At 49.9% G+C, this 22,706-nt stretch carries 18 protein-coding genes and 1 pseudogene; 3 read left to right on the forward strand and 16 right to left on the reverse strand.

Features of this window, described 5'->3' with window-relative positions:
* The 11 genes and pseudogenes from NDI52_RS01825 to NDI52_RS01875 all read right to left on the reverse strand — a co-directional run.
* A pseudogene (locus tag NDI52_RS01825) lies at nucleotides 1–325 on the reverse strand (hypothetical protein); the annotation flags it as partial.
* Between the two features lie 368 nt (nucleotides 326–693).
* A complete protein-coding gene (locus tag NDI52_RS01830; RefSeq protein ID WP_347280037.1) occupies nucleotides 694–2,634 on the reverse strand; it encodes an FAD-dependent oxidoreductase in 1,941 nt (646 codons plus the stop codon).
* Between the two features lie 408 nt (nucleotides 2,635–3,042).
* Entirely contained in the window at nucleotides 3,043–4,605 is a 1,563-nt protein-coding gene (locus NDI52_RS01835) for a PAS domain-containing sensor histidine kinase (protein WP_190774192.1), read from the reverse strand.
* A gap of 361 nt (nucleotides 4,606–4,966) precedes the next feature.
* A complete protein-coding gene (locus tag NDI52_RS01840) occupies nucleotides 4,967–5,473 on the reverse strand; it encodes a hypothetical protein (protein WP_190774191.1) in 507 nt (168 codons plus the stop codon).
* A gap of 238 nt (nucleotides 5,474–5,711) precedes the next feature.
* On the reverse strand, nucleotides 5,712–6,695 hold the full coding sequence (locus tag NDI52_RS01845; RefSeq protein WP_190774190.1) for an aromatic ring-hydroxylating dioxygenase subunit alpha: 984 nt from the start codon (nucleotides 6,693–6,695) through the stop codon (nucleotides 5,712–5,714).
* Nucleotides 6,696–6,796: 101 nt separating this feature from the next.
* On the reverse strand, nucleotides 6,797–7,789 hold the full coding sequence (locus tag NDI52_RS01850) for an ABC transporter permease (RefSeq protein ID WP_190774189.1): 993 nt from the start codon (nucleotides 7,787–7,789) through the stop codon (nucleotides 6,797–6,799).
* Between the two features lie 56 nt (nucleotides 7,790–7,845).
* Entirely contained in the window at nucleotides 7,846–8,871 is a 1,026-nt protein-coding gene (locus NDI52_RS01855; RefSeq protein WP_190774188.1) for an ABC transporter permease, read from the reverse strand.
* Nucleotides 8,872–8,998: 127 nt separating this feature from the next.
* Nucleotides 8,999–10,495, reverse strand: coding sequence for an ATP-binding cassette domain-containing protein (locus NDI52_RS01860; protein ID WP_190774187.1), 1,497 nt, complete (start codon nucleotides 10,493–10,495; stop codon nucleotides 8,999–9,001).
* A 73-nt stretch (nucleotides 10,496–10,568) separates the two neighbouring features.
* Nucleotides 10,569–11,855 (reverse strand): BMP family ABC transporter substrate-binding protein, encoded by a 1,287-nt coding sequence (locus tag NDI52_RS01865; RefSeq protein ID WP_242045971.1) that lies wholly within the window; start codon nucleotides 11,853–11,855, stop codon nucleotides 10,569–10,571.
* Nucleotides 11,856–12,027: 172 nt separating this feature from the next.
* The gene (locus NDI52_RS01870) at nucleotides 12,028–12,486 is read right to left on the reverse strand and encodes a nucleoside deaminase (RefSeq protein WP_190774193.1); all 459 of its coding nucleotides are present in this window, start codon (nucleotides 12,484–12,486) and stop codon (nucleotides 12,028–12,030) included.
* Between the two features lie 559 nt (nucleotides 12,487–13,045).
* Nucleotides 13,046–13,474: a peptidylprolyl isomerase gene (locus NDI52_RS01875; protein WP_190774186.1), complete on the reverse strand. Its 429-nt coding sequence runs from the start codon at nucleotides 13,472–13,474 to the stop codon at nucleotides 13,046–13,048.
* Nucleotides 13,475–13,929: 455 nt separating this feature from the next.
* Between NDI52_RS01875 and NDI52_RS01880 the strand changes: the two genes are divergently transcribed.
* Complete coding sequence (locus NDI52_RS01880) at nucleotides 13,930–14,694, forward strand: glucose 1-dehydrogenase (RefSeq protein ID WP_190774185.1); 765 nt, start codon at nucleotides 13,930–13,932, stop codon at nucleotides 14,692–14,694.
* Here NDI52_RS01880 and NDI52_RS01885 read toward each other — a convergent pair.
* Nucleotides 14,654–15,946, reverse strand: coding sequence for a glycosyltransferase (locus NDI52_RS01885; protein WP_190774184.1), 1,293 nt, complete (start codon nucleotides 15,944–15,946; stop codon nucleotides 14,654–14,656). The two genes, NDI52_RS01880 and NDI52_RS01885, sit on opposite strands and share 41 nt — an antisense overlap.
* Before the next feature lie 4 nt (nucleotides 15,947–15,950).
* Complete coding sequence (locus tag NDI52_RS01890; RefSeq protein WP_190774183.1) at nucleotides 15,951–16,688, reverse strand: DUF2993 domain-containing protein; 738 nt, start codon at nucleotides 16,686–16,688, stop codon at nucleotides 15,951–15,953.
* Nucleotides 16,689–17,153: 465 nt separating this feature from the next.
* Here NDI52_RS01890 and NDI52_RS01895 point away from each other — a divergent pair, with 465 nt between their 5' ends.
* The gene (locus NDI52_RS01895; RefSeq protein WP_348256313.1) at nucleotides 17,154–18,326 is read left to right on the forward strand and encodes a CheR family methyltransferase; all 1,173 of its coding nucleotides are present in this window, start codon (nucleotides 17,154–17,156) and stop codon (nucleotides 18,324–18,326) included.
* A gap of 54 nt (nucleotides 18,327–18,380) precedes the next feature.
* Here the strand turns inward: NDI52_RS01895 and NDI52_RS01900 are convergent, their stop codons facing one another.
* Nucleotides 18,381–19,028: a chemotaxis protein CheB gene (locus NDI52_RS01900; RefSeq protein ID WP_190774181.1), complete on the reverse strand. Its 648-nt coding sequence runs from the start codon at nucleotides 19,026–19,028 to the stop codon at nucleotides 18,381–18,383.
* A gap of 223 nt (nucleotides 19,029–19,251) precedes the next feature.
* On the opposite strand from NDI52_RS01900, the gene NDI52_RS01905 reads away from it, so the two are divergent.
* Complete coding sequence (locus tag NDI52_RS01905) at nucleotides 19,252–19,935, forward strand: Crp/Fnr family transcriptional regulator (RefSeq protein WP_199307828.1); 684 nt, start codon at nucleotides 19,252–19,254, stop codon at nucleotides 19,933–19,935.
* A 250-nt stretch (nucleotides 19,936–20,185) separates the two neighbouring features.
* On the opposite strand, the gene NDI52_RS01910 is transcribed toward NDI52_RS01905, so the two are convergent.
* The gene (locus NDI52_RS01910; RefSeq protein WP_190774179.1) at nucleotides 20,186–20,566 is read right to left on the reverse strand and encodes a response regulator; all 381 of its coding nucleotides are present in this window, start codon (nucleotides 20,564–20,566) and stop codon (nucleotides 20,186–20,188) included.
* Between the two features lie 1,018 nt (nucleotides 20,567–21,584).
* Nucleotides 21,585–22,526, reverse strand: a complete 942-nt coding sequence (locus tag NDI52_RS01915; protein WP_190774178.1) for an MBL fold metallo-hydrolase — start codon at nucleotides 22,524–22,526, stop codon at nucleotides 21,585–21,587.
* Nucleotides 22,527–22,706: the final 180 nt, after the last annotated feature.

Genomic DNA, 22,706 nt, shown 5'->3' on the forward strand with positions numbered 1-22,706 from the left:
CAGGAAGTAGGAGGGGCCTATCTATTCCCCAGGCTGAGTACCTCAGTTGCGCGTCAACCTCACTCCCACTCTCTGGATATTCCAGATTGACCTGCTCGTCTCCAAGATACAAGTTGCGATCCAGCAAGGAATAGCGCACTTCCTGCCAATCAACCTGATTAAAGTTGGGGTCAACATAATCGCGATTGACGATCTGCCATGCCTGATCAACAACCGCTTTGGGGCTGTCACGATACATGGCTCGTGCCGTTAGGGCACAAACAGAAACTCCGGAAAGGGCAATGGTGGAGGCTAAAACGACACGATGATGTAAGCGCAGCTTCATAAGTGAGGTGTGAAGGGATTCACGAAACGGATGCGAAGGCACGGACATAAGGAAATTTAGTTATAGAAAAGGCATAGCTGATTCAAGTTAGACGCTCTATGTGTCAGCTAAGTGACAAATGAATGTCTGCTGCGTGAAGACTCTATTACGCTGCATTAACTAACTTCGTGGGCGATGATAGCTTTGCCACCAGACGCACTCACACTCTTCGCCGTTTTGGTTAACACATCAGAAGGAAGCGCCCTTCTGATGTGTTAACCAAAATGGCTATTGCTATATGCAAATTCAATTGAGGAACCATAATGTGCAGTGGTGCAGGGCGCTGCGCTGCACCACTGCACATTATGGTTCCTCAATTGGAGGTCATATTACCACTCCAATCGCAACCCTTGTTTTACTAGATACGCCTGCACTTCAGATATGAGCCCGTTCGGAACAATATCCCCCGGGGTAAGCGTGGGAGATGTTTGCAGGTAGGCGGCGATCGCCCCTGCGGCCCCACCAACCGTCCATTCACCGTAATGAACGCGTGTTACTGCATTGACAATGTGCGTCACCGCAATGCTTTTGCCCCCAATGAGTAGATTGTCTACCCCTTGGGGAATCAGGCTTTCCAGGGGGATTTGGACCGGATGGATTTTAGTTTCGTGGGCCGGAGCAGTGCTAGCTTCTCCAGAGGGTTGCCAGTTGCGGTAGCGGCAGCCGTGCATATCGAGGTCATAGTGCGTGATGCCAATCTTGGTGGCACTGAAATCACGGCCTCCCGACATATCGCGTCGCAGGTCTGATTCCCGTATCATAAACTCCTCCTGGCCATAGGCCTTGCGCCCTAAAATCCGCCGTCCTTCACGGATGTAAGGCACCATGCTGAGACCGGATACCGTCCCCATTGGGCTATCCGCTCCCATTAAATAGGTCAATGGAAATTCAGGGTCAACCTGGGTTTCCAGGAGCCATTCGGCAAACAGGAGAGCATGGTCTTCCCCTTTGCGAAGTGCAATTTCCGAGATACCACCCAACCAATTTTGGCGTTGACCCGATGCATCCAATTGTTCATCAGTCAGAATGAGCGAAGGGTTCATCCAGTTCCAGTCATTCCCCTGATTCCAGTTCACCATGGTGACATCCCCCAGAACCGGCGTTGCGGTGAAGGGATCATTCCGCACGGAACTGACAATGCGCCTGTAATTGAAAAAGCTTTTCCCTGAGAACGTGGGCATGTTTTGCAGGTCATATTCCCGGCGGTGCTCATGCCGCCCATAAAGCGGCTGAACTTGACGCAGTTCGGAGTGGCTGGTTCCCCCGTCATCGTGGAGAGCAAGCGCAAACGGGTAGGTAAATGCCTGAGTACATTCTGGATTATCCAGAGATGCTGCATTGGCCTCCTGAGTAGTGGCCTTTGACTCTGACCCCAATCGATGGGGAATGCCTGCCCATCCCACCAGTTCTCCCGTATCCGTTGCATCAATCACCATCAACCGTTTACCTGAAAATGCCTCCAGGCGTAGCGGTATTTTTTCAAAGATGGCATCATCGGACCAGGAATACCAGTAAGCCAGCTCCTTGGAAAAGCGGCCTGCGGGCACGTAATCTGGACTGTGCGGCACCCGCCGGAGGGCATGGATAGCAATAATTTCTCGACCTGTGGCATCAAACGTTGCGCCTTTGAAGGCGATCGCCGTCTCCCATCGGCTTCCCGGAGCCTTTTTGGCAGCCGCTTCAAGCGCTTCTCGGGCCGCGATCGCTCCTGCTTTTGGCGGGAAACACAGCTTCCCGACCCAGCAGCTATTGCTTTCCTTCACTGTCCTGGATTCAGAGTGCTCTAACCATGCAGGCAAGTGTAGGGGCTGCTGGGCAATGCGCTGCTTAAATTTAAGCCAGCTTTGGGAGTGATTTTGCCGAGTTTGCATCGCCCGGGATTCGTCAATGGCCGAAACGCCTTGCGAACTAATCTGCCCACCCAGCCAGGGCGTGAGTTCGATGAGACAGGTGACAGCGCCCGCCTGCATCGCATGGGTAGCGGCAGCGATTCCTCCCAGAGAACCACCAATCACCACGACATCGCAGGCCCATACTTCCTCGGCTTCAGGTAGAGGAGAGAGCTGAGGTCTGCCGTTCTGGATGGCAGCAACAGGTTGAGCTTCCTGCTGCGAAACGACCTCTGTAGCTTCAGGTGGCTGAGAAGGGTTCCAGAAAACCGTCCCGGCTGTTAAGCCCAGGCTAAAGCAAGCGCAGGCCACCAGGCAGAGAGTTTTCCAGAGGGATCGTCGAGGGTGCGATCGCTTCCGGGCAGGTGAACGTTTTATCACGACTTCTTGACAAGGAGCGTCACCCAGAGTTTTAGCATGGAATTAGAATCATCGGTGGTATGTTGTGGCCATCCTCAAAATCTGTCCCAAAGCTTAGAAGGGTGATTTTTCTGTCGCGAAGCGACAGAAAAATCACCCTTCTAGTAATACTGGAGTTTGGACTAATTCTGTCTGCCGCGCAGCGAAACGTGCTCACAGAGCACGTTTCGCTGCGCGGCAGACTTTCGGGTTTCGCTTGGCTGAAATGCTTTCTACGCAAGCATTTCAGCCAAGCGAAACCCAATTTCGTTCAAAGTCGAGGTAATAAACGGCAGGAATCAAACCACCTCAAAGATGAGCAAGCTTAAGCTGTTGAGTACCTATGCTTCATCATGCCAATGGCAGGTGGAATGAACTACCAGGTTTTGGTTATTCAGGCCTTGTTGCTTCAGTTGAGGCCGGTAATGTGACTCGAAATAGGGTTCCAACATTGGGTGTACTTTCAACACGAATTTGGCCTTTGCACAGGTCAACACAGTTTTTAACAATAGCCAATCCCAGACCTGTCCCAGGGGTTGTTCCCACGTTATTACCCCGATAAAAGAAGTCAAAGAGGTGAGCCTGATCTTCGATGGGGATGCCAATTCCTTCGTCTTGAATGATGAACGTCAAGTTGTCTACATCTTGCTCAAGATCAAAGCGAATTAAGGTGCCCTGGGGGGAATATTTTGCAGCATTGGACAGCAGATTGGAAAGAATCCGCTGGAGCAGTTTTTGATCTAGAAACGCGTAAGGCCGGGTAATCTGGCTATCAAACGTAATCAGGTGTTCTCGGCCTACACTGTTTTGAATAGAGCTAGTCAGTGTGTGGCAAAATGTCACCACATCAAACCAGACTGGATAAACTTCCAGTCGGCCTCCTTCTGAACGGCCAATGAGCAAAATGTCGTCCAGCAATTGCGTCATGTGCTGCACCGTAGATTGAATCAGGTGCAATTGTTCCAGGCGTTCCTCCTCCGTCCAGGCGTGGCCGTAATGTTCCAGTAGTTCCGATGCCGACAGGATGGACGTGAGAGGTGTGCGAAACTCGTGGGAGGTCATGGATACGAAGCGCGATCGCATCTGGCTGACTTCGATCTGTTGCTGTAGAGTATTTTGCAGTTCAGTTTCAACCCGTTTGCGCTGATTGATGTCCCGTTGTACGGCAATCCAGTGGGTATAGCGCCCCTCCTGATTCATGACAGGAACCACACTCAACTCCACCCAGAATTCAGACCTGTCCTTGCGGTAGTTCAGCAATTCCACTACGGTCGCTTCCCAGTTATGCAGCGAAGTTCGCAGACGGGCCACGGTAGCCGGATCGGTATTGGGGCCTTGCAGCAGGCGGGGTGTCTTCCCCAGCACTTCCTCTGGCAAATACCCAGTAATCCGTGTAAAGGCAGGGTTGACATAGAGAATGCGAGGACCTGGCGACTCCAGGGGCTCCGCTTCTGTAATGAGGATGGAATCATTGGCGTGCACCACGACAGATTCTAGTAGGCGCAACCGTTCCTCTTGAAGCTGCTGTTCTGGACTATTGGCAGGGGGAGTTGGCAGCAGTGTTAGCAGGAAACTGCGATCGGGATAACCTGTGAGCTTCAGCCGTAGCGGCGGGGATTTTGAGTACCTGGATGCATTCAGGTTAATATCAGCGTTCGGTGTGAGTGGTTGATGGGGCGATCGCCAGGCCAGCTCCAATAACTGTTCCATTGTTTCCCGTTGCTCGGGTAACCACTGCTGCTGCTGACTCACAGTTTGTAAGAAATCGGACCAGGTAGGCTGCGTTTGTAGCCATTCTGAATCCAACTCCCAACGCTTAACCAGGGATTGATTAAAGCAAACCAGCCGCAGATCTGCCGAGAAGAAGGCGATCGCCTCGTCCAGTTGATCCAGTAGCCACGGAGCCAGCTCGGACAATGCCACCGGAGGAGACGCATGGGTGAATGAAGTCATGAGGAACCCGCGGAAAACCGATAGAAGTTCACAGCAGAGGCGCTGTAGCTTTGTATTATTCCGCTTTAGAATTCCGCAAACCGCAAAAATCTTAACATTGAGTAATCACTATTATGGGGTGCATTCCACTTTTGCAAATTTGGAAATCCACTTTTGTAAGTGAGGCGGGCGAAGCCCGCCTCACTTACAAAAGTGGGATGCACCCCTATTACAGCACTTTGCGCTTGAAACAAGCAGATTTTATATGACTCAAAAATGCAGAATTTACCTACTTTTTGTTGGATGTGGGCTGGTAAAGAGCCCATACCCAACAAAAATCATGCAGTCTATCAAGCTTGCGTATGCCTTGAACGAGTAGTGCCTACTTGGATGAGCGGCCCGATGATGCACTTCCTGAATCCGACTTCAGTGCTTGATCAAGAATGGTTCGGGCTTCCTCAGCTTGTTCCCGAGCCTCACGGTAACGCAAGTTTGCCTGAGCGAAGGTCTTGAGTACCTTAAACCCTTCCTTTAAGGTATTGACCTCGTCTTCTGTGACTTCCTCATCCGTAAATAGCTTGTCAATTTGGCCGCGGATTTCTAAAGCTTCGGAACGTGACGACTGCACCTTCAGCTTTAACGTTGCTAGATTGCTTAATACTTGAACCGCTTGGTTAATTGAATCTTCGGCAGCAGGATTCAACGGAACACTCTCCTTCACTTCAATAAATTGTTGAGGACTGAACCCATCAGAAAGATCGGTGGGCAACTGGCCGGTTTCCATCAACTCGATGAGCTGATCCATGGCCTTCTCGCGGGCCTTGGCCGAATCTTTGCCAGCCACTGTAAGAATAACCTCAGGGCTTTGGGCAAGGGTGTATTGAACCATAGGAGTTTCAGTCTTGGTATTTATGTACTAATACCTATACTATCTAAGTATACCGCCAGTTTCCTTCGCTTAGTACTATAGCGCTGCGCGGGTTGATTAAGTACGGTGGTGTGGGGCACTTCGTGCCCCACACCACCGTTGCTGTACTTCACGCACTTGCACATTGCTATAAAACTCGCTGGACGGGTTATTTTCCCGAGTGTAAGACGCACGGAAAAACAACCATTACAAGAAGTCTCTAGCTAAGCGGTTCAGCGATCGCTCCATAGGTTAACCCCAATTGCTTGAGCCATTTCCGATAGGCTAGAGAGCCGCGATCGCAGGGCAGATGAAACTCAAGCTGAAGATCCAGGGGTAGGCGTTTGGGGTTGTGGGTTTCCAGCAGGACAAAATCTTCAACAATCAGGTGGTCCTGGAATTTCTGTACTTCCTCAGTAGGCGTGTCGTGGGCATAGTTCATCGCAACCCACATCCATCCCACACACTCCTCCTCTTCAACGGGGGTGACGTGGAACAAAATTGCCAGGCAGTTGCCATTGGGTGTTTCTTTGCGGAAGTAAGCTGTGAGAGGCCGAAAAGCCCGGTAGTTGTAGGTCACAAACTCACCCTTTCCCTGCCCGTCAGGGTCAGGTTGCCAGACGCGCACATTATGCAACGCCACACCATCCTCGTCTGTTGAAACGGTGTAATCTTCGACGGCTGTTTGGGCGCGATCGCCTAATGTACCGGGATGCACAAAGGGAAAATGGGATACATCCAGGAAGTTTTCGATCGCACGCAAGCCACTGGTATGACAGTGATAGGGGCCACTGAGACAGAGCCGATAGCTGGGATCATTCCACTCTGAAAAAACCGGGATTTCCCTGACCGGTTCACCTAACGAGGCATAAATCAACCCATACTGTTCATGGGTTTTGAATGCCTTAACACAGGCCTGTTTGGGTGGCGTATAGCCAGGATGTGCCGGAGCTTCGATACATTGCCCTACATCATTAAATACCAGCCCATGATAGGGACAAACCACAGTATCGTTCACGACTTCCCCCCCTGACAGTCGTACACTGCGGTGGGGACAGCGATCTTGCCAAACCAAAACTTGAGAAGCTGTATTCCGCCAGATAACCAGATCGACACCCAGTAATTTAGCCTTCGTTAATGTACCGGGTTGTACATCTTCTGAACGGGCAACAACGTGCCAGTCATTTAATAAAACAGAATCCATAGGATATAAGAACAAGTAAAGGAAGGTGATGAACGCTGTATGGCGAGTAATACTATCGCTGATAAAGGGCGGATTATGAACTACTGATTACCAGCAAAGCATCAATCCTGCTGAAAGGTACGCCCCAGTGAAGCCGGTGGTGAACTGTGAATCGTTTGGACGATCGCCCGCCCCATACCTGGAGGTAATAACTTCAATAAACGCTCTAACCACTCGCTTGAAGTCAGAACGAGAAACACGATCATCAAGGCAAAAGGAGCGACCGTGAATACTTGCGTAGGTACATTGGGGATAGTACTTTGCGCCACACTTGCGAGGGATTGAAGAATACCAAATAGATAGCAGCTAAACGCAACTCGTAAGGGATTCCAGCCACCAAAAATAACGATCGCCAGTGCAATCCAACCATAACCTGCCGTATGGCGATGGCTCCATCCAGCCCTGAAATCCAGCGAGAAGGCAGCCCCTGCAATTCCAACGAGAGCACCTCCCAGCAGCGTGTAGAAGTAGCGCATCAAGACCACATTGGTACCCCGCACAAAGGCTGCCGCAGGTTGTTCACCAATCGCCCGTAACATCAACCCAGGACGGGTGCGATAGAAAAAAATCCAGGTTGCAATGACTAAAACGAAACTCGCGTAGACCAGCAGATCACTCTGGAAGAACAGTGGCCCAATGACCGGGATGCTTTGCAAGATGGGGACCTTAAAACTGGGAACTGTGGGGCCGGGAATTCGCACAAAGGGATTGCCCAGAAACGAGGATAAATCTGCACACAATAGCGTCAGCACAAAACCGATCGCCACTTGAGATTGGCGTAGGGTCAGCGCCCCAAAAGCAACAATCAGGGCGATCGCCGCACCTGTCAATGCTGCCGCCCCAAACCCCAACAATAGACTGGGGACGGTACCCAACCCCTCCGCCGTTTTGGCGACGGCGAACCCCACCATGGCGGAAAGGAGGATGGTGCCTTCCACGGAGAGGTTGATGACTCCGGCACGTTCGGTGATGGTTTCGCCAATGGAGGCAAAGACCAGAGGTGTTGATGTGGCGATCGCCACCGACAATATTGAGATCAGTTGGGAAGTTTCCATAAGAGCAAAGCTAGGGTTCTTAGGCGGCTAATGGGTTGCGCAAAGAGTATCTCATTCTATGTTTTGGCGGCTTTATTCATTTCGCTAAACCCTCGGCCCAGTAGGGCAAATAGCACCAGGGTTCCCTGGATGACGCCCGATAGGGAAGACTCCAGATCCAGGGAAAGGGGAAGTTGAAGACTACCGATGTTGAGGGCACTAAAAAAGAAGGCGATCGGCAATAAGAGCCACGCATTTGAGCCTGCCAGCAGCGCAATCAACAGAGCCAAAAATCCCAAATTGCTGGAAATGCTGGGAATGAGGCGGTGAAACACGGCTAACACTTGCAACGAACCGGCAATGCCGGCAAAGACCCCACAAATAGCAAACGAGCTGAGCAACTGCCGAATCGAAGGAATACCCAGGACGTAGGAGGCCCGCAAGCTATGGCCCACGGCTCGGAGGCGTAAACCGAAATAGGTGCCCCGCATCACAACGATAGTCAGGATAAGCACAGCAAGGGCGATCGCTAACGCCACCGGACTGGCCTCTGTCTTCCCAAATGTTGGCAGCCAGATCGCCTCGTTAAACTGCTCAGTACCACTCATGGAAGCGACACCCGGCTTCTTCCAGGGGCCAAAAATTAAGTAGAGGGCCAAACCATCGGCCACAAAATTCAGTCCAACCCCGGCAAAAATTTCGTCAATGCGTCCATACACTTTGAGCGCACCGGCCAGTAAGCCCCAAAGCATTCCTCCCAGAGCACCTGCGGCGATCGCCAGCACAATCACCATTGGTGCTGGCAACACATCCTGAAACAGCCGGATCGGCACCATGGAGGCAATTCCTCCCAGCACAATCTGCCCTTCAATGCCCAGGTTATACAGCCCTGCCGTAAAGGTAAACAACAAACCGCTGGCACACAACAGCAGGGGAGCCAGGGTTGCTACCACTCGGGCAAACTGGTCGGCTGTGCCAAAGGCCCCCGACCACATATAGGTCACCACTTCCGTAGGCGAGCCGCCGACCAGCACGATGACCACAGCGATAAACACCAGAGACAGTGCCAGGGAAGCCGCTTGATAGTAGATAGATCTGGACATGGAGTAGGAGGGCAGAGGGCAGAAGGCGGAGGGCGGAGGGCGGAGGGCGGAGGGCAGAGGGGAAGGCATGTGGAAGGGGTGGCGACGATAGATGCAGTCGAGTAGTCCTTACCTGCCGCCCTCTGATTTAAGCTCGGCTCTCTTCTAAAGCAGGGGAATCATAATCAAGTTTGCCGCCGATCATCTGGCCTAAGCGATCGACCGTTAGTTCTTTCACATCTATCGGTTCAGATACGCTGCCGCCGCTGAAGACGATGACGCGATCGCTGTACTGCATGATCTCATCCAGGTCGGAGGACATGAACAGAATCGTGGTGCCGCCTTCGCAACGGGCGATGAGTTGTTGCCAGACCCATAGCGTTGAGCCAATATCTAAGCCCCGCGTCGGATGCTCCATTAGAAGTAGGTTGAGGGGCACGGGTAAAAGTGCCAGTTGGGTGCGTTGCTGATTCCCGCCGGAAAGCCGTTCGACTTTGGTGTTGGCCTTGCCCCGAATATTGAAGAGGGCGATCGCTTCTTGGGTCCGCTTGAGTGTTCCTTTCCAATCGACAAACCAGCCCTTCGGCGGAGTTTTGAGGGCAACATGCTCGTGAATCGTTAACCCCTGAACCAGACCTTCTCGCAGGCGATCGGCGGGAGAATATCCTACCCCAGAATTCAGGTACGCTGGGTAGGGTTTATGCGTCATATCCACGCCGTTGATCTGCAAGCGGCCTGTGCTGGCGTGCAGCAGACCGGCGCATAGTTGAAGGAGCAGTTGTTGACCGCTTCCTTCCAGACCGGCCAGACCGATGACCTCGCCTTCATGGGCCGTTAGGTGATCGATTTTGATGTTGAAGCGACCGCGACTCAAGGTCACTTTCTCAAGCACCAGAGCCACTCCAGATTTACGGGTGTGGGGCTTCACAGGGGGTGCCAGTTCCCGTCCAAAAATCAGCTCAATCAGCTGTTCATCAGAGGCTGGAATGGGCAAATCTCCGACCACCTGGCCCTGGCGCATGACCGTGACGCGATCGCACAATTCATTCACATCTTCTAACTTATGCGACACAAAAATGACGGATTTTCCCTGGCTTGCCAGTTGTCGCGCGGCATCAAACAACGCATCTTTTTGAGAGGCAGAAATGCCTGTGGTTGGCTCGTCCAAAATTAATGTATTCACACCTAACGACAATAGCCGGAGAATCTCGACCTGTTGCCGTTCCCCTACTGTTAAGTCACCAACGCGCTGATAAATATTCAGCGAAAAACTAAATTGGTCAGCTAATCGCCGGAATTCCTTGATCACCTGCTGTCGGCTGGTAAACAAGCGACCAGGCTTGCCCACCATAAAGTTATCCAGCACCGACAGGGGCGGAAAGTCGAGGGGGTCTTGATGCAGCATCCCAATCCCCATCTGCATGGCATCAGCCGGGGTTTTAATATCAACCTCGCGTCCATCCAACAGCATAAGCCCTTGATCCCGCGTGATAAAACCGCTCAGGATTTTGACCAGAGTGCTTTTACCTGCGCCATTCTCACCCAGCAACCCGTGAATGCTGCCTGCCTCAACGGTCAGCGAGACGTTGTCATTTGCCTGGACGCTGCCAAACCGTTTGGAGATGTGGTGTAACTCGACTTTCATAAGTCTGCTGCTCAATGTTAATTGACAGAGGAGTGCCGCGCAAAACGCGGCACTCCTCCGTTAGCTCGTTAGCTTATGTGCTTGGCCCTTCCATGCCTTCCAGGAGTTGAGGCATGTACCAGACTTGCTGATCCGTTGCCGTTTCTCCATCCTTCAGGAAGACGCTGCCATCTTGATAGTTGAGCGGTCCCTGGTAAGGGTTGATACTGCCGTCACCTAAGCCTTTCACAAACTCATCGATGTACTTCTGGTTTTCGCCCAGCGCTTTTCCGGGGAGGAAGCCAATCATCGAGGTTTCTGTGCTGTTAATGTCCTTCCAGTCGGGGCCGAGCCAGGTGAAGGGCTCCAACTGTTTGCCATCCAGTAGGTCTTTGAGAACGCTGGTGTAAGGCACATTCCAGTTGTAGTAACGCACACCCAGACAAGAATCAGGAGCCAGGTCACAGCCGCCCTTGAAGTCGATATGAACGTATTTCGCGGCTTTCCCTGCTGCTGCTGCCTTTTTCGCCTGCACAGCGGCCTCAGGAGTATCAATGCCTGACATCACGACATCATAGCCGCCGTTGTAGTAATCATCTGCAACTTTGGTGGGGTCAAGCGTTTTGCCGGGAATGTTGAACCAGAAACCAATCCAGGTCACTTTAAACTGCAAGTCATCCACGGGTTTCTGGCGATAGTTTTCCCAACAATGCTTAGCACCGAGATAGGCCGCCGAGGCATAGCGACGCGTTTCGTCATTGATGAGAGCACCCAAAAATCCAATTTTCCCAGTTTCCGACGAGAGAGCCGCTGCACATCCCCCTATCATCTCGCCATACTGCATCTTGCCCATGATGTTGGACAGATTCGCCTGATCTTGAAAGTTTTGGCCCTCCTTCCAGGAGTAATCGCCTGAGGCATGGATGATGGGAATATCAGTATGCTTTTTAGCGGCTTCTAGAGCATCGTCTTTGAAGTCATCGGAGTTGAAGATGACGAGTTTTGCCCCTTTGGCAATCAGATCATCGGCAACCTGGGCTCCAGTTACGTTAGGGCGATCGGCTGGGTTTACCTTATCGACGTACTCCAGCTTGGCACCCGGAAATTGTTTAATCGTCTCTTCAATACCCTCGTAGTGAGCCTGGTTCCACCCGGCATCGTTTTTCGGCCCTACTAACACCATACCAATCGTGAAGTCTTGCCCTGCTGCGGCTGGTGAAGATGACTCTGCTGGAGTTGGTGAGTTAGCCGATGGGTTACCACAACCCACAATTAACCCACAGGTTGCCACAAATAAGGCCAGCACCCGCCAATATCGCCGGAAGGACACCCGTAATGGGCGGAAAAGGGAACGTTTGGGAAAATCAGCCATTTTGTTCATAGTTCAACGGATTTAAGACAAAACTTCTCGTTCACATCACACACCTTGACGTTGATGGTTAGAGGCAATCCAGTTGGAACAGCAAAGCGATCGCCCATTCATCAACTCAAACACTGACAACTCGAAAAATCTGGCAAATTGAGGCATCTGGATGACGAGCAGCCTCCGGTTCCTACACTCTCCAGAAATCGCGATGAATTGCTACAATCTCTTCCTCAACGTGAGGAAGTGGTCCCCAAACTTTTATCTTTTTCTGACCTCGTTCAAATACCAATCGACAGGGTAGATCCAACGTAGGATTTTGCTCATGGTTCCCGGTTAGGATTAGCAATTGTGTTTCTGAAACACCGTAAACCAATCGCCCAATGTTGGCCCAATACTGGGTACCAGCACACATGACGCAGGGTTCTACCGTGCTGTAGAGTGTGCAGCCCCATAAATAACCAGGAGTAAACTTCTCCCAAGCCTGCCGAACGAGCACCGCTTCAGCATGGTTCACTGTATCCACGTTGCCCTGCTCGATTAGGACTGTTTCGTGATCTGGGGCTACTAAGAGCGCGCCAAAGGGATGGTGACCCGATTGAGCGACACGCATGGCAATCTGGTTGGCGTGCCGCAAATGCCGAACCATTTGTTCACGGGTGGGATCAGCCCCCGGGGGCGGGAGATGATAGGGAGATGGCTCTGAAGGAACAGTTTCCACCAGAGGATCGCTCACACTCTTCTCCTTGCGAATACGATAGGCAACATTAACAGTGGAGAACACAACATGGAGGCAACCAAGTATCTGCTTTCCAATTAAGGCGATCGCCGTCCCAGACAATGTATCTTATGTAACAAATAACGTACAGTACTGAGTTCTTAATTTCGTTGTAAGCATTTTTCCGTATAGTTGTGTCCGCTTCATCTGATAAAAAGTGGTGGGGCGCAAAGCGCCCCACCACTTTTTATCATCGGCATTTAACCTTACTTGTTATTAGAACACTATGACTCACTGGAGTTTGGACTAACCAAGTACTTGCAATGCGATCGCCCTCCTGAGCCATGTTTCAAATTCATGAATGGGATGTGGTGAAAGGGGCACTTCATACCCCTTTCACCACATCCCATTCACACGTCTAGAACACTATCCTCCCCGGTAGAGTGTGCTTGCTGAATAGCAAACACACCCTACAACGTGAGTTATTGCACTAAGCGATTTCAACTAGCTGAATATCAAAGGTCAAGTTCTCACCGGCTAGCGGATGGTTCGCATCCAACGTAACGGTTGAGTTCGAAACTTCTGTGATCGTCACAGGAATAAGTTGACCATCTGGTTGCTGAAGATGAAGCTGTTGCCCAACCTGAGGTTCAATTTCAGCAGGCATCTGTTGTCGATCAACCGTCAAAACCATCTCGTCAATGTAGGGGCCATAGGCGTTCTCGCTGGGGATGGTCTCAGTCTTAGACTCACCCGTTGACATCCCAAGAACTGCCTGCTCAAAACCGGGAATAATTCCGCCTTCTCCAAGCGTGAACTCTAGTGGATCGCGGTCTACAGAGGAATCAAACACTGTACCATCATCCAATTTGCCAGTGTAATGAACCTTAACCGTATTGCCGCGCTGTGCTTGTACCATTCTATGTCTCCTTGATGACTCTCTCGCGTTAAGTATGGTCGATCGCCCAACGTCTGTCCCATTACTTAAGCTTGTTTTTTGATTGCAGCCTGGTTACTGCTTGTTTTACTTCCTTCATGTTAGATGACATCCGATTGAATGGGGAAAAGCCAGTGCAATGCGCCACAATACCTTCATTTAATCGAACTTGATATAGCCTTTATTACGTTAGTTGGGACACCAGAAGCGAGTGGAAGCATTACGCCTGATGCCCTAACTAACACAACATCAACAATAGTAATTGCAGTGATCGCTATCGGGTGGGATGCGCCAACATACATTTCGGTTATTAATAGAACTTATGCAAGTTCTCTATTACTGCATTCTTGTTGTGCGCTGTGCGAAGTACGCCAACGCAACAAGAATCTGTAAGTCTTGATTAAATTGGATGCAATGTAAGGATTGGATGATTGGTAATGAATGCTGAAAATCGAGTGGCGATCGTAACCGGGGGCGGTCAGGGCATTGGCAAGGCAACCGTGCTGAAACTGCTGCAGGCAGGATATCGGGTGGCGATCGCCGAGATTGACTCTGACGCCGGCACAGAAACGGCGGAGGAGTATAGCTCCCTGGGAGAGGCCCGTTTTATCCCCACGGATGTGAGTGATGAAGCCTCTGTTCGGCAACTGGTTACTGATACCATTGCCGCTTATCATCGGCTGGATGTTTTGGTGAATAATGCAGCGATCGCCCATCCCAACAATGCGCCCGTTGAGGAACTGGACTTGGTGCAGTGGAACCGTATCATCACGACGAATCTAACCAGTGCGTTTCTGACGAGTAAGTATGCTATTCCCCATCTCCGAGCCTGTCGAGGCAGTATCATTAACATTGCCTCAACCCGAGCTTTCATGTCGGAACCCCACACCGAAGCTTATTCCGCGAGTAAGGGTGGCATTGTTGCGCTCACCCACGCCCTGGCCAATAGTTTGGGGCCCGATATTCGAGTCAATTGCATTAGCCCTGGCTGGATTGCTGTAGAAGACTGGAAGAAGGCTGCGAACAGAGGGACGCCCCAGTTGACAGAACAAGACCATCAACAGCATCCAGCCGGGCGGGTTGGCGTACCTGATGATGTGGCCGCTATGGTGGTCTATCTTGCGTCGGAAGCGGCAGGCTTTATGACAGGGGAAAATTTCATCATTGACGGAGGGATGACGCGAAAGATGATTTACCTGTAGATTCTCTCTGAACAACTTGCTCAATCAGGTCTGCGGCCCGTTGAACGCCTCCCGCTTGCTGAATCGCTTGCTGTACCCTTGCGGCATTGGCAGCGTAGGTGGGAGAGTCACTTACCTGCTGAATGGCCTCTCGGAGCCGGGGCGGCGTGAGCTTCGTTAATGGAATCACCTCTCCGACACCTGTCCAGCGAATGCGGGCTCCCGTTCCTGGTTGCTCAAAGGTAATGGGAATCGCAACCAGAGGCACACCATAACTCAGAGAATCGAGCACGGTATTCATGCCGCCATGGGTAATAGTCAGGCTGGCTCGGGATAGAACTTCTCGCTGAGGAGCGTACTCAACGACCAGGGGATTGCCGGGTAGACTGGCGATCTGTGCAGCATCCATACCGCCGCCGTGGGGCATGACCAGTTGCACATCTAAGCCTTCACAGGCTGTGGCAATTTGGTGAAAGATTTCATACTTACGATTTTGAACACTTCCTAAAGAAGCGTAGATCAAGGGTTGGCCCGTCAAGCGATCGCTCGGAAATGAAACGGACCGAGGAGAACGGTTCCGCAAAGGGCCAACGTAATGAAAATAGTCAGGGAGGTTGGGGTTGGGCAGATCAAATGCGGCAACCTGCTGGCTCATGTGGAGCAGGCGTGTGTTGGAGCGATACATTTGCCGATAGGGGGGCAAATTCCAGCGATCGCGGTACTCATTAATCACCTGCAAAATCGGACGGCAATTGCGATCCAGAATGGTGTAGGCAACCTGATTACGAAGTCGTGCCCACCATTGGTCTTCGTAATTCCAGGGCATGAAAAAGGGAGGAATATCGGCCCGGCGGTGAATGGCTTGCCCACAGGAAACACAGATAAATGGGAGCCCCAGCCCTTCTGCTACGGTTTCTCCGGCAGGCTCCAATTGATCAACCAGCAGGGCATCAATGCCGAGTTGAGCGATCGCCGCCGGGGCATCCCGACAAATAATTTCCGTCACCTCGCGGCAGAATTTAACAGAGTACTGAAGTGCCTCAATTTCACTCAGCCGAGCCAGTTGCACAAAGGTTTGTGCGAGAGAACCGGGTTGATAGGTCGATTGCCCGATCGCATGAAAGCCGACTCCTTCCGATCGCACCAGAGGTTCCACGTCAGAAATTTGAAGCACCGTAACACGGTGACCACGCGACTGAAGTTCTCGTCCTAAAGCCGTCTGGGGATTTAAATGACCGGGATAGGGGGGGCAGATAATTCCAAAGTGAACCATAGGTCTACCGGGTAGGAAACTGGTCGATTGTCGCGGAGGCATGCAGAGTCAGCTTCTCGGGCATCGTCTCGATCTGCTGAATTTGAAAAGATGTGCCTCGCTGTTTGAAGTCTTGCAGGCTAAGAATTTCATTAATCGGAGACAGAATTGCAGTGGTTAATTCGGCAGGTACATCCTCTCCGGAGGTCGATTGCACAGCCAGGTTAACGATCTGTCCTTCAGATGCAATTTCTGGTGTCGTCAGCAGCGTACTGGACTGTACCGCTTCAATAGATGCCGCCGTCCAATCCAGATGAAGCTGAAGTTGATTCTCTGGCAGAAAGGCCGCATGAATTTGATGAAGTCTGTAGTTTTGAGTCGGGTTTGCAGAGGCTGAGGGTTGCGATCGCTCTCCCACAAATTGCAGGCTCAAAAAGTCAGAAAGCTGTTTCTCAAGGAGCGTCAGCGTGAGTTCTCCGGTAGATGGTTGAAGCAGTTGAATCGTACCCTTCATAGCCAGCTTTGGTAGGACAGTCACCTGCCCGATCTGAAGCTGAAAGGTTTCAATTCGCAAATTTTTCCGCGCTAAAAACTCTTGGAGTTCGATGGCTAGCCCATCAACCTCCCCACGCATCGCTTTGGATAGTGTTGCGTTAACCCAAACATCAACCCGCTCTGCTTCTACGAGCCTGGATATGGCAAGCCCAACAATCCGATTAACCGTTCGCGCCTTCCACCCCGCCTTTTCTCTTTCATCCTTCACAACGCTACCGATGCCAACGTCCGTAATGCACTAATATTGGTCTGGGACGGCAGGAATTGTATCGATCCAATGGCAGAAGCCCCAAGGGTCGCAACGAATAAACGTAGGGCATATAACACAATATGCCGTTTGGGTTATGTCTTTAATCTCTGAATAGAGTAGAACGCTACTCTATTCATCAATCCAGTATTCAGCAACTTCATTTGCCTAGATTTTAGTGCGCTCCGCACCCCCCATATCAAGGTTTCTTGTAGCGAATACGGGTGCTGTTTTAGTGATCTATCAATGTTCAAATGTGGGTTAACCCCACACTTGAACATAAAATTACCCACCACACCCTTGAAACCCAACCTGAGTAATGGAGATGACTTGTACGCTACTGGACAGTCATCTGCCCGAGAAACGCCTAAACTCAAAAATATAGAATTTACTCTATGAACGCCCAGCTAAGTTGGCTATCTGTTCATGCATAACCTTTCTGTTAGCACTACATCACCATCTCTAAAAGCAACAAATTTAGAAGATTTACTTAATCATCTCAAGCATGTTCAGAAGGCTGACCTGACGAGTTACAAGCGTTCTAGCTTAATGCGTCAAATCAAAAAGCGCATGCAACATGTTGGAGCGCAGCATTACCAGGAGTATCTCGACCACCTAACGCAACAACCTGATGAAGTTACACATCTTTTGAATGCTGTTTTTATCAACTGTACATTCTTCTTTCGCGATCGCCCCATCTGGGATTATCTCAAAAGCACCATCATTCCCCAAATTATTGCCAACAAAGCTCCAAACGAACTGATCCGTATCTGGAGTGCAGGGTGTGCGTCAGGGGAAGAAACGTATTCCCTGGCAATCCTACTAGCGGAAGCTTTGGGGGTCGAACAATTTCAGCAACGCGTGCAGATCTATGGCACTGATATTGATGCCGATGCGCTGTGGCAAGCGCAACGCGGCTGCTATTTCCCCTACAAAGTTACAGGAATTCCACCAGAACTTTTAGAGCGATATTTTGAGTGCACAGCCGAAGGTTATCGCTGGCGACAAGAGCTTTACCACTCCGTCACCTTTCATCAGCATGACTTAATTCAAAGCCCACCGCTATCACACATTGATTTGCTCCTTTGTAGAAACACACTGATGTATCTGATACCACAGGCGCAACTTCAAGCACTGGTTCGGTTTCATTTCAGTTTGCAGCAGCAAGGGTTTCTACTACTGGGTATGACAGAAGGACAAATTCCTTATTTACGACAGTCTCTCTTTGAATCGAAGAATTCAAAAGTAAGGTTATTTACAAAAGGGTCAACTATTCATGATTACTATTCATTACTCCCACTCTCATTTTGTCCTATACCTGCTGTAAATAATGCACTAACAGATATGAACGAGGCTGGTTTGAAACATCTTTCCGATTCGACTAACGCTTCACAAGACTATGAGCAGCAACACGTCCAGTTAGAAATGTTGCAGCTTGAAGTGAAGCGGCTACAAGATCAGGTGCGATCGCTTCAAGATGCACTCTCTGTGCAGATTCAGCAACGGCACGATATTGAGCAAGAACTACGGGCAACCCAGAAGGAATTGGAGCTCATGAATCAGGAAATTCATCGTCACCTGCGAGCTAAATCCGCCTGATTGCCTGCACACATCATCAGCTCATTCATACAGAAGAGGGTAGGGGCGTTGCCCTTACCCTCTTCTGTATGACGTAACAGCTTCTGACGTTACCAGGCGCACCAACATAGAAGCGATCTCCTCCAAGGGCAATACCTGATCTACGTTTCCAGTGGCGATCGCGGCCTGCGGCATATGGAAAGCTTCAGAAGTTAAATTATCCTGAGCGATCACCGTGCCTCCATGTTTCTTGATGGCTAGCACGCCCAGCGCACCATCAGACCCTCGGCCGGTTAGAACGACAGCGATCGCCCGCGATTTGTAAGTGTTTGCCACTGACATCAACAGTTTATCGGCAGCAGGACGCACAAAGTTCATCTTAGGTGCATCCGATAACAGTAGCGTACCATTGGGCTGAACTATTAAGTGGTGATCTGGAACAGCCACATAAACGGTGCCCGGCCGCAGAACATCTCCCGTTGCAGCACTTTTAACCCGAAGTTGAGTTCGCTGACTCAAGATTTGAACTAATTGGCTGGGAAAACTGGGGCTGAGATGCTGAACCACCAGAGTAGCAGCCGGGAAATCTGCGGGTAAGGTAGACACGATAGCACTCAACGCTTTTAACCCACCTATTGAAGTTGCCAACACGACAACATTAAATGCAATATTCGGAAAATGAGAAAGGATCCGAGATTGCGGTATGCAGGTGAGAGAGTTCATGAGAGTACGAACCAGGAAATTATCAGATGAAAAGACTGTACTTAGCCGTACACTCCTCTCTCCCTCTATTGTACTCTTTCGTACAAACCGCACCGAGAGCTATACTCCTCCCTATGCCAGAGGGCTCCTTACCAGCTTTGTGTTATCCCAGTGCATAGAGATCACCTAACTAACCATTAAAGTAGTGCGTGAAGGACTTTCAAATACTGTCAGAAATCGACTCTTGGCCAGCTTACCAATAGAAGAATACGAACGGCTTGCGTTCTACCTAGAGCCCGTTCCCTTAGAAATTAAACAAGAGTTATACCAACCCAATGAACCGATTGAGTTTGTCTACTTTCCGCTAGAAGGAGTTTGCTCGCTACTGTCGCTAACCGCAGCGGGTGATCTGATCGAAGTAGGAACAGTGGGCTATGAAGGCATGGTGGGGCTGCCTGTATTTCTGGGAGCTAAGCAAATTCCAGGGGTGGCAATGGTTCAAGTTCTGGGTAATGCTTTGAGAATGCGAGCCGAGGCAATGCGCACTCATGTCACCCCCGACACTGTGCTTTATAACGTTCTACACCGCTATACACAAGCATTGTTTAATCTCATTTCACAATCTGTAGTATGTAATGGGATGCATTCGATCGAGCAACGCTGTTGTCGTTGGCTGCTCTTGACCCAAGACCGGGTCGGAGATAACCAATTTGCACTAACCCATGAGTTTCTATCTCAAATGCTTGGGGTGCGCCGGGCGGGGGTCAGTGAGGTGGCCGCTAAGTTACAGAATGCAGGCTTCATTTCTTATCGATATGGCAAAATCACGATTCTGGATCGAGAGGGATTAGAAGCAACAAGCTGTGAGTGTTATTCACTGATCAAAGCCGAGTTTGAGCGCCTGATTGGTGGGAACACCATGATGTAATCGCAATGATTCAGCATGAGCCCTAAACAACACTGATTCTAGAAATATTGAGGAAAGACCATGACTTATTCTGGCGATCGCTCCAATGACGATGCCAATCCAGGGCAGCATGTCCTGCACTGAGGGCAAGATTAAACTCGGTTGATCTTTAGTGCACTTCCGACATTTGAGACCTGTTTGAAAGGTTATTTTCTTGTGCAAAACGCACGAGAAAATAACCTTTCAAACACGTACTAAAAATCAGCAGAGGTTAATCATACCAGCCCAAAATCGAACGCATCTGCCTGGCTAACTCACTTACTCTGAAGGGCTTGGTGATAATTCCAGCGATCACCAAGTGGGAAAATCGTTCTCGTTCATTAGCCTGGCTTCTTGTCATAAGTAAGATTATGGGAATGTGTCGAATGATTGGATTTGTTTGTATCTCCTGAGAAGCTATAATGTCATCCATTTCAGGCATCATCACATTCAGCAAAATAGCGTCGGGTTGCTCAGTTTCGGCAAGGGCGACTCCAGCCTGATAGGATTCTACTATTAGGGTTTCCCAGGAAGTTGTAACTTTAAGTGCAACTTGAACCATTAAGCGAATGCTAGGTTCATCGTCAATCAACAGAATGCGCCTCGTTGCCATCAGGTTTATCTTCTAAAACAGGTGTAATGAAATAGAAATTGCTTTCCTGCCCTAAAGTGCTATTCAGCTCGGTCTGCACCTTGCCGCGCTGCAAGTCGTGGGTGGTGTTGTGAAGGGGGCACTAGGCGGCCCCTCTCACAACAACCCATCACACGCCTAGAACAGCACCTACCTTCCAACGGTGACCAGGGTAAGCAAACCTGTGATGTAATATATTTCCTCTAAACAGAAGACCATTCAGGAAACACAGGTCCCAAGCAAATTGCTAACATAGGCTGCCTGAAAGGCCATCCGTAGATTCGCTTTACCCTGAAATCGCGTCTCTATCGTTCGCCTACATTTGGTAATTTTAAGGACAATGCCACCTATGGCAATACTGCCACATACCCGAATGGTAAGGGACAAGCAGGAGAGAAGTAAGCTTCGCGAACTACTAAGTTGGTTAGCCATATACCTTCTTTGAGTCTCTGGGTAGAAACAGGTGAGCCTGTTTCAAGTACCGATTGTGTTTCAAATACCCTCTTAGCCCATCGGGAATCTAAATTCCCTCTAAGCACTATATAACCTTTAGGCACCATTTCTAAAATCTTTGGTGCTGAACAAGCTTCAAGCACCAAAAAATCAGGAACTTAGCCGTACTATACGGGATTAAGACATTTAAATTCTTGATTTTTGAAGAGCTTGGGCATTTAGTTACTCGCATCTTCCTTATTTCAAGGCTTTCTGAGTATTCTGATATACCGCACAGAAACCAAACCCCTTTTCTTGTTTCTTCAAAGCAGGAGAAAAATAAGAACTATTTATCAAAGGCTATTTGAAAGGATTGGCTTTTCATACCTAGGTTGCACCAAAAATCAACCACCTCAAACAGCTTTCGAAGAATGGTAGGCTGAGGTAAAAGCTTAATACAAAGATTTTTAGGTATATTCGTTTTGACTAAGTCGAAACCAAGACTTACCCGAATCGAACATACCTGGTGCGTCTTTCGGGTCTGCTGAATTTGTAGGGAAACATCCTCTTAGCAAAGATCACCAGGTTCAACGTTCGGATCGATGCTTTCATAGCTGAAATAGCGGTCTGGTACACCGTTATAAATGATGTAATCGTCAAAGATATAGATACCGAGTTTGCCGTCAATTTCGGCGATCGCCCCGCGCAACGACTTGAGCTGCTCCACCGTCATTTCTAAAGGTCGTTCGTGGGGTTGATAGCTGGTACGAATTAAATAGTCCAATTTTGGATAGATGGACATTTCAATATGACAACCCAGAATATGAGCGATGGGATGTGTCTCACAAAAGGCAATCATCCGCTCGATGCTGTCAACAAAGTCAGCCCAGTCTCGCACATAGAGGCGACCAGGATAAAACAAATCACCGGTGAAGAGAAGTTGAGTATACGGATCGTAGATTGATACTTCCGCTTCTTCGTGCCCTGGGGTCGCTAATACCTGAAGTTGTCGCCCTCCCAGGTCAAAGCTCACCTGTTCCTGTGGCCAATTCTGAAAGCCATAAAACTCCATTGTTTCAGCTAAGCTTTTCCCAACGATAACGGTGTTGGGCCGGTCGAGAAATTGCGGATCTGCTTCATAGTGATCGCGGTGCAGATGGGTATGGGCTACGACCAAGGCGTAGTTTTCTCGTGGATACTTTTCTAGCCATTGGTCAATTAAAGCATCCACGGTTTGCCGTAGGGGAAAGTATTCAGGCGATCGCGTCGCTCCCGTATCCAGCAAAATAGCGCGATCGTTACCAAACAACAGAAACATAAAGGGGGCTTCTGGATGCACCGCCATGTTCTGCCGCATGATCATGGTGTGTTCATTATAGAGATGCACCTGGATATCCGGATCAGTATTATGTTTAGCTGAAACTGAACCATGAATCCAGCGCACATCCAAACTTCCAGGGGCAACTTCAGGAAGATGAAAGTTAATAGATTCAGCAACAAAAGAGGACATAAACTCAAACTCCCTTTCGATCAGCGGATAAAACATTCAACAATCCAGACAATACATAACCTGAGTTCGGGTTAAGGGCTTTTTCGAGTGCCGCGCTTCGCGCGGCACTCGAAAAAGCCCTTAACCCGAACTGAGACTAAGTAATTACCCAATGATTTTATAGGGTTACTCATTATGTCC

The sequence above is a fragment of the Leptolyngbya sp. PL-A3 genome, from assembly GCF_039962325.1.
Taxonomy (GTDB): Bacteria; Cyanobacteriota; Cyanobacteriia; order Elainellales; family Elainellaceae; genus Vacuolonema.

Bases quoted from the DNA above. Each gene is read 5' to 3' on its own strand.
- NDI52_RS01835 (WP_190774192.1), bottom strand. From the start codon at position 4,605: ATGACTTCATTCACCCATGCGTCTCCTCCGGTGGCATTGTCCGAGCTG.
- NDI52_RS01840 (WP_190774191.1), bottom strand. From the start codon at position 5,473: ATGGTTCAATACACCCTTGCCCAAAGCCCTGAGGTTATTCTTACAGTG.
- NDI52_RS01845 (WP_190774190.1), bottom strand. From the start codon at position 6,695: ATGGATTCTGTTTTATTAAATGACTGGCACGTTGTTGCCCGTTCAGAA.
- NDI52_RS01850 (WP_190774189.1), bottom strand. From the start codon at position 7,789: ATGGAAACTTCCCAACTGATCTCAATATTGTCGGTGGCGATCGCCACA.
- NDI52_RS01855 (WP_190774188.1), bottom strand. From the start codon at position 8,871: ATGTCCAGATCTATCTACTATCAAGCGGCTTCCCTGGCACTGTCTCTG.
- NDI52_RS01860 (WP_190774187.1), bottom strand. From the start codon at position 10,495: ATGAAAGTCGAGTTACACCACATCTCCAAACGGTTTGGCAGCGTCCAG.
- NDI52_RS01865 (WP_242045971.1), bottom strand. From the start codon at position 11,855: ATGAACAAAATGGCTGATTTTCCCAAACGTTCCCTTTTCCGCCCATTA.
- NDI52_RS01870 (WP_190774193.1), bottom strand. From the start codon at position 12,486: ATGGTTCGGCATTTGCGGCACGCCAACCAGATTGCCATGCGTGTCGCT.
- NDI52_RS01875 (WP_190774186.1), bottom strand. From the start codon at position 13,474: ATGGTACAAGCACAGCGCGGCAATACGGTTAAGGTTCATTACACTGGC.
- NDI52_RS01880 (WP_190774185.1), top strand. From the start codon at position 13,930: ATGAATGCTGAAAATCGAGTGGCGATCGTAACCGGGGGCGGTCAGGGC.
- NDI52_RS01885 (WP_190774184.1), bottom strand. From the start codon at position 15,946: ATGGTTCACTTTGGAATTATCTGCCCCCCCTATCCCGGTCATTTAAAT.
- NDI52_RS01895 (WP_348256313.1), top strand. From the start codon at position 17,154: ATGCATAACCTTTCTGTTAGCACTACATCACCATCTCTAAAAGCAACA.
- NDI52_RS01900 (WP_190774181.1), bottom strand. From the start codon at position 19,028: ATGAACTCTCTCACCTGCATACCGCAATCTCGGATCCTTTCTCATTTT.
- NDI52_RS01910 (WP_190774179.1), bottom strand. From the start codon at position 20,566: ATGGCAACGAGGCGCATTCTGTTGATTGACGATGAACCTAGCATTCGC.
- NDI52_RS01915 (WP_190774178.1), bottom strand. From the start codon at position 22,526: ATGTCCTCTTTTGTTGCTGAATCTATTAACTTTCATCTTCCTGAAGTT.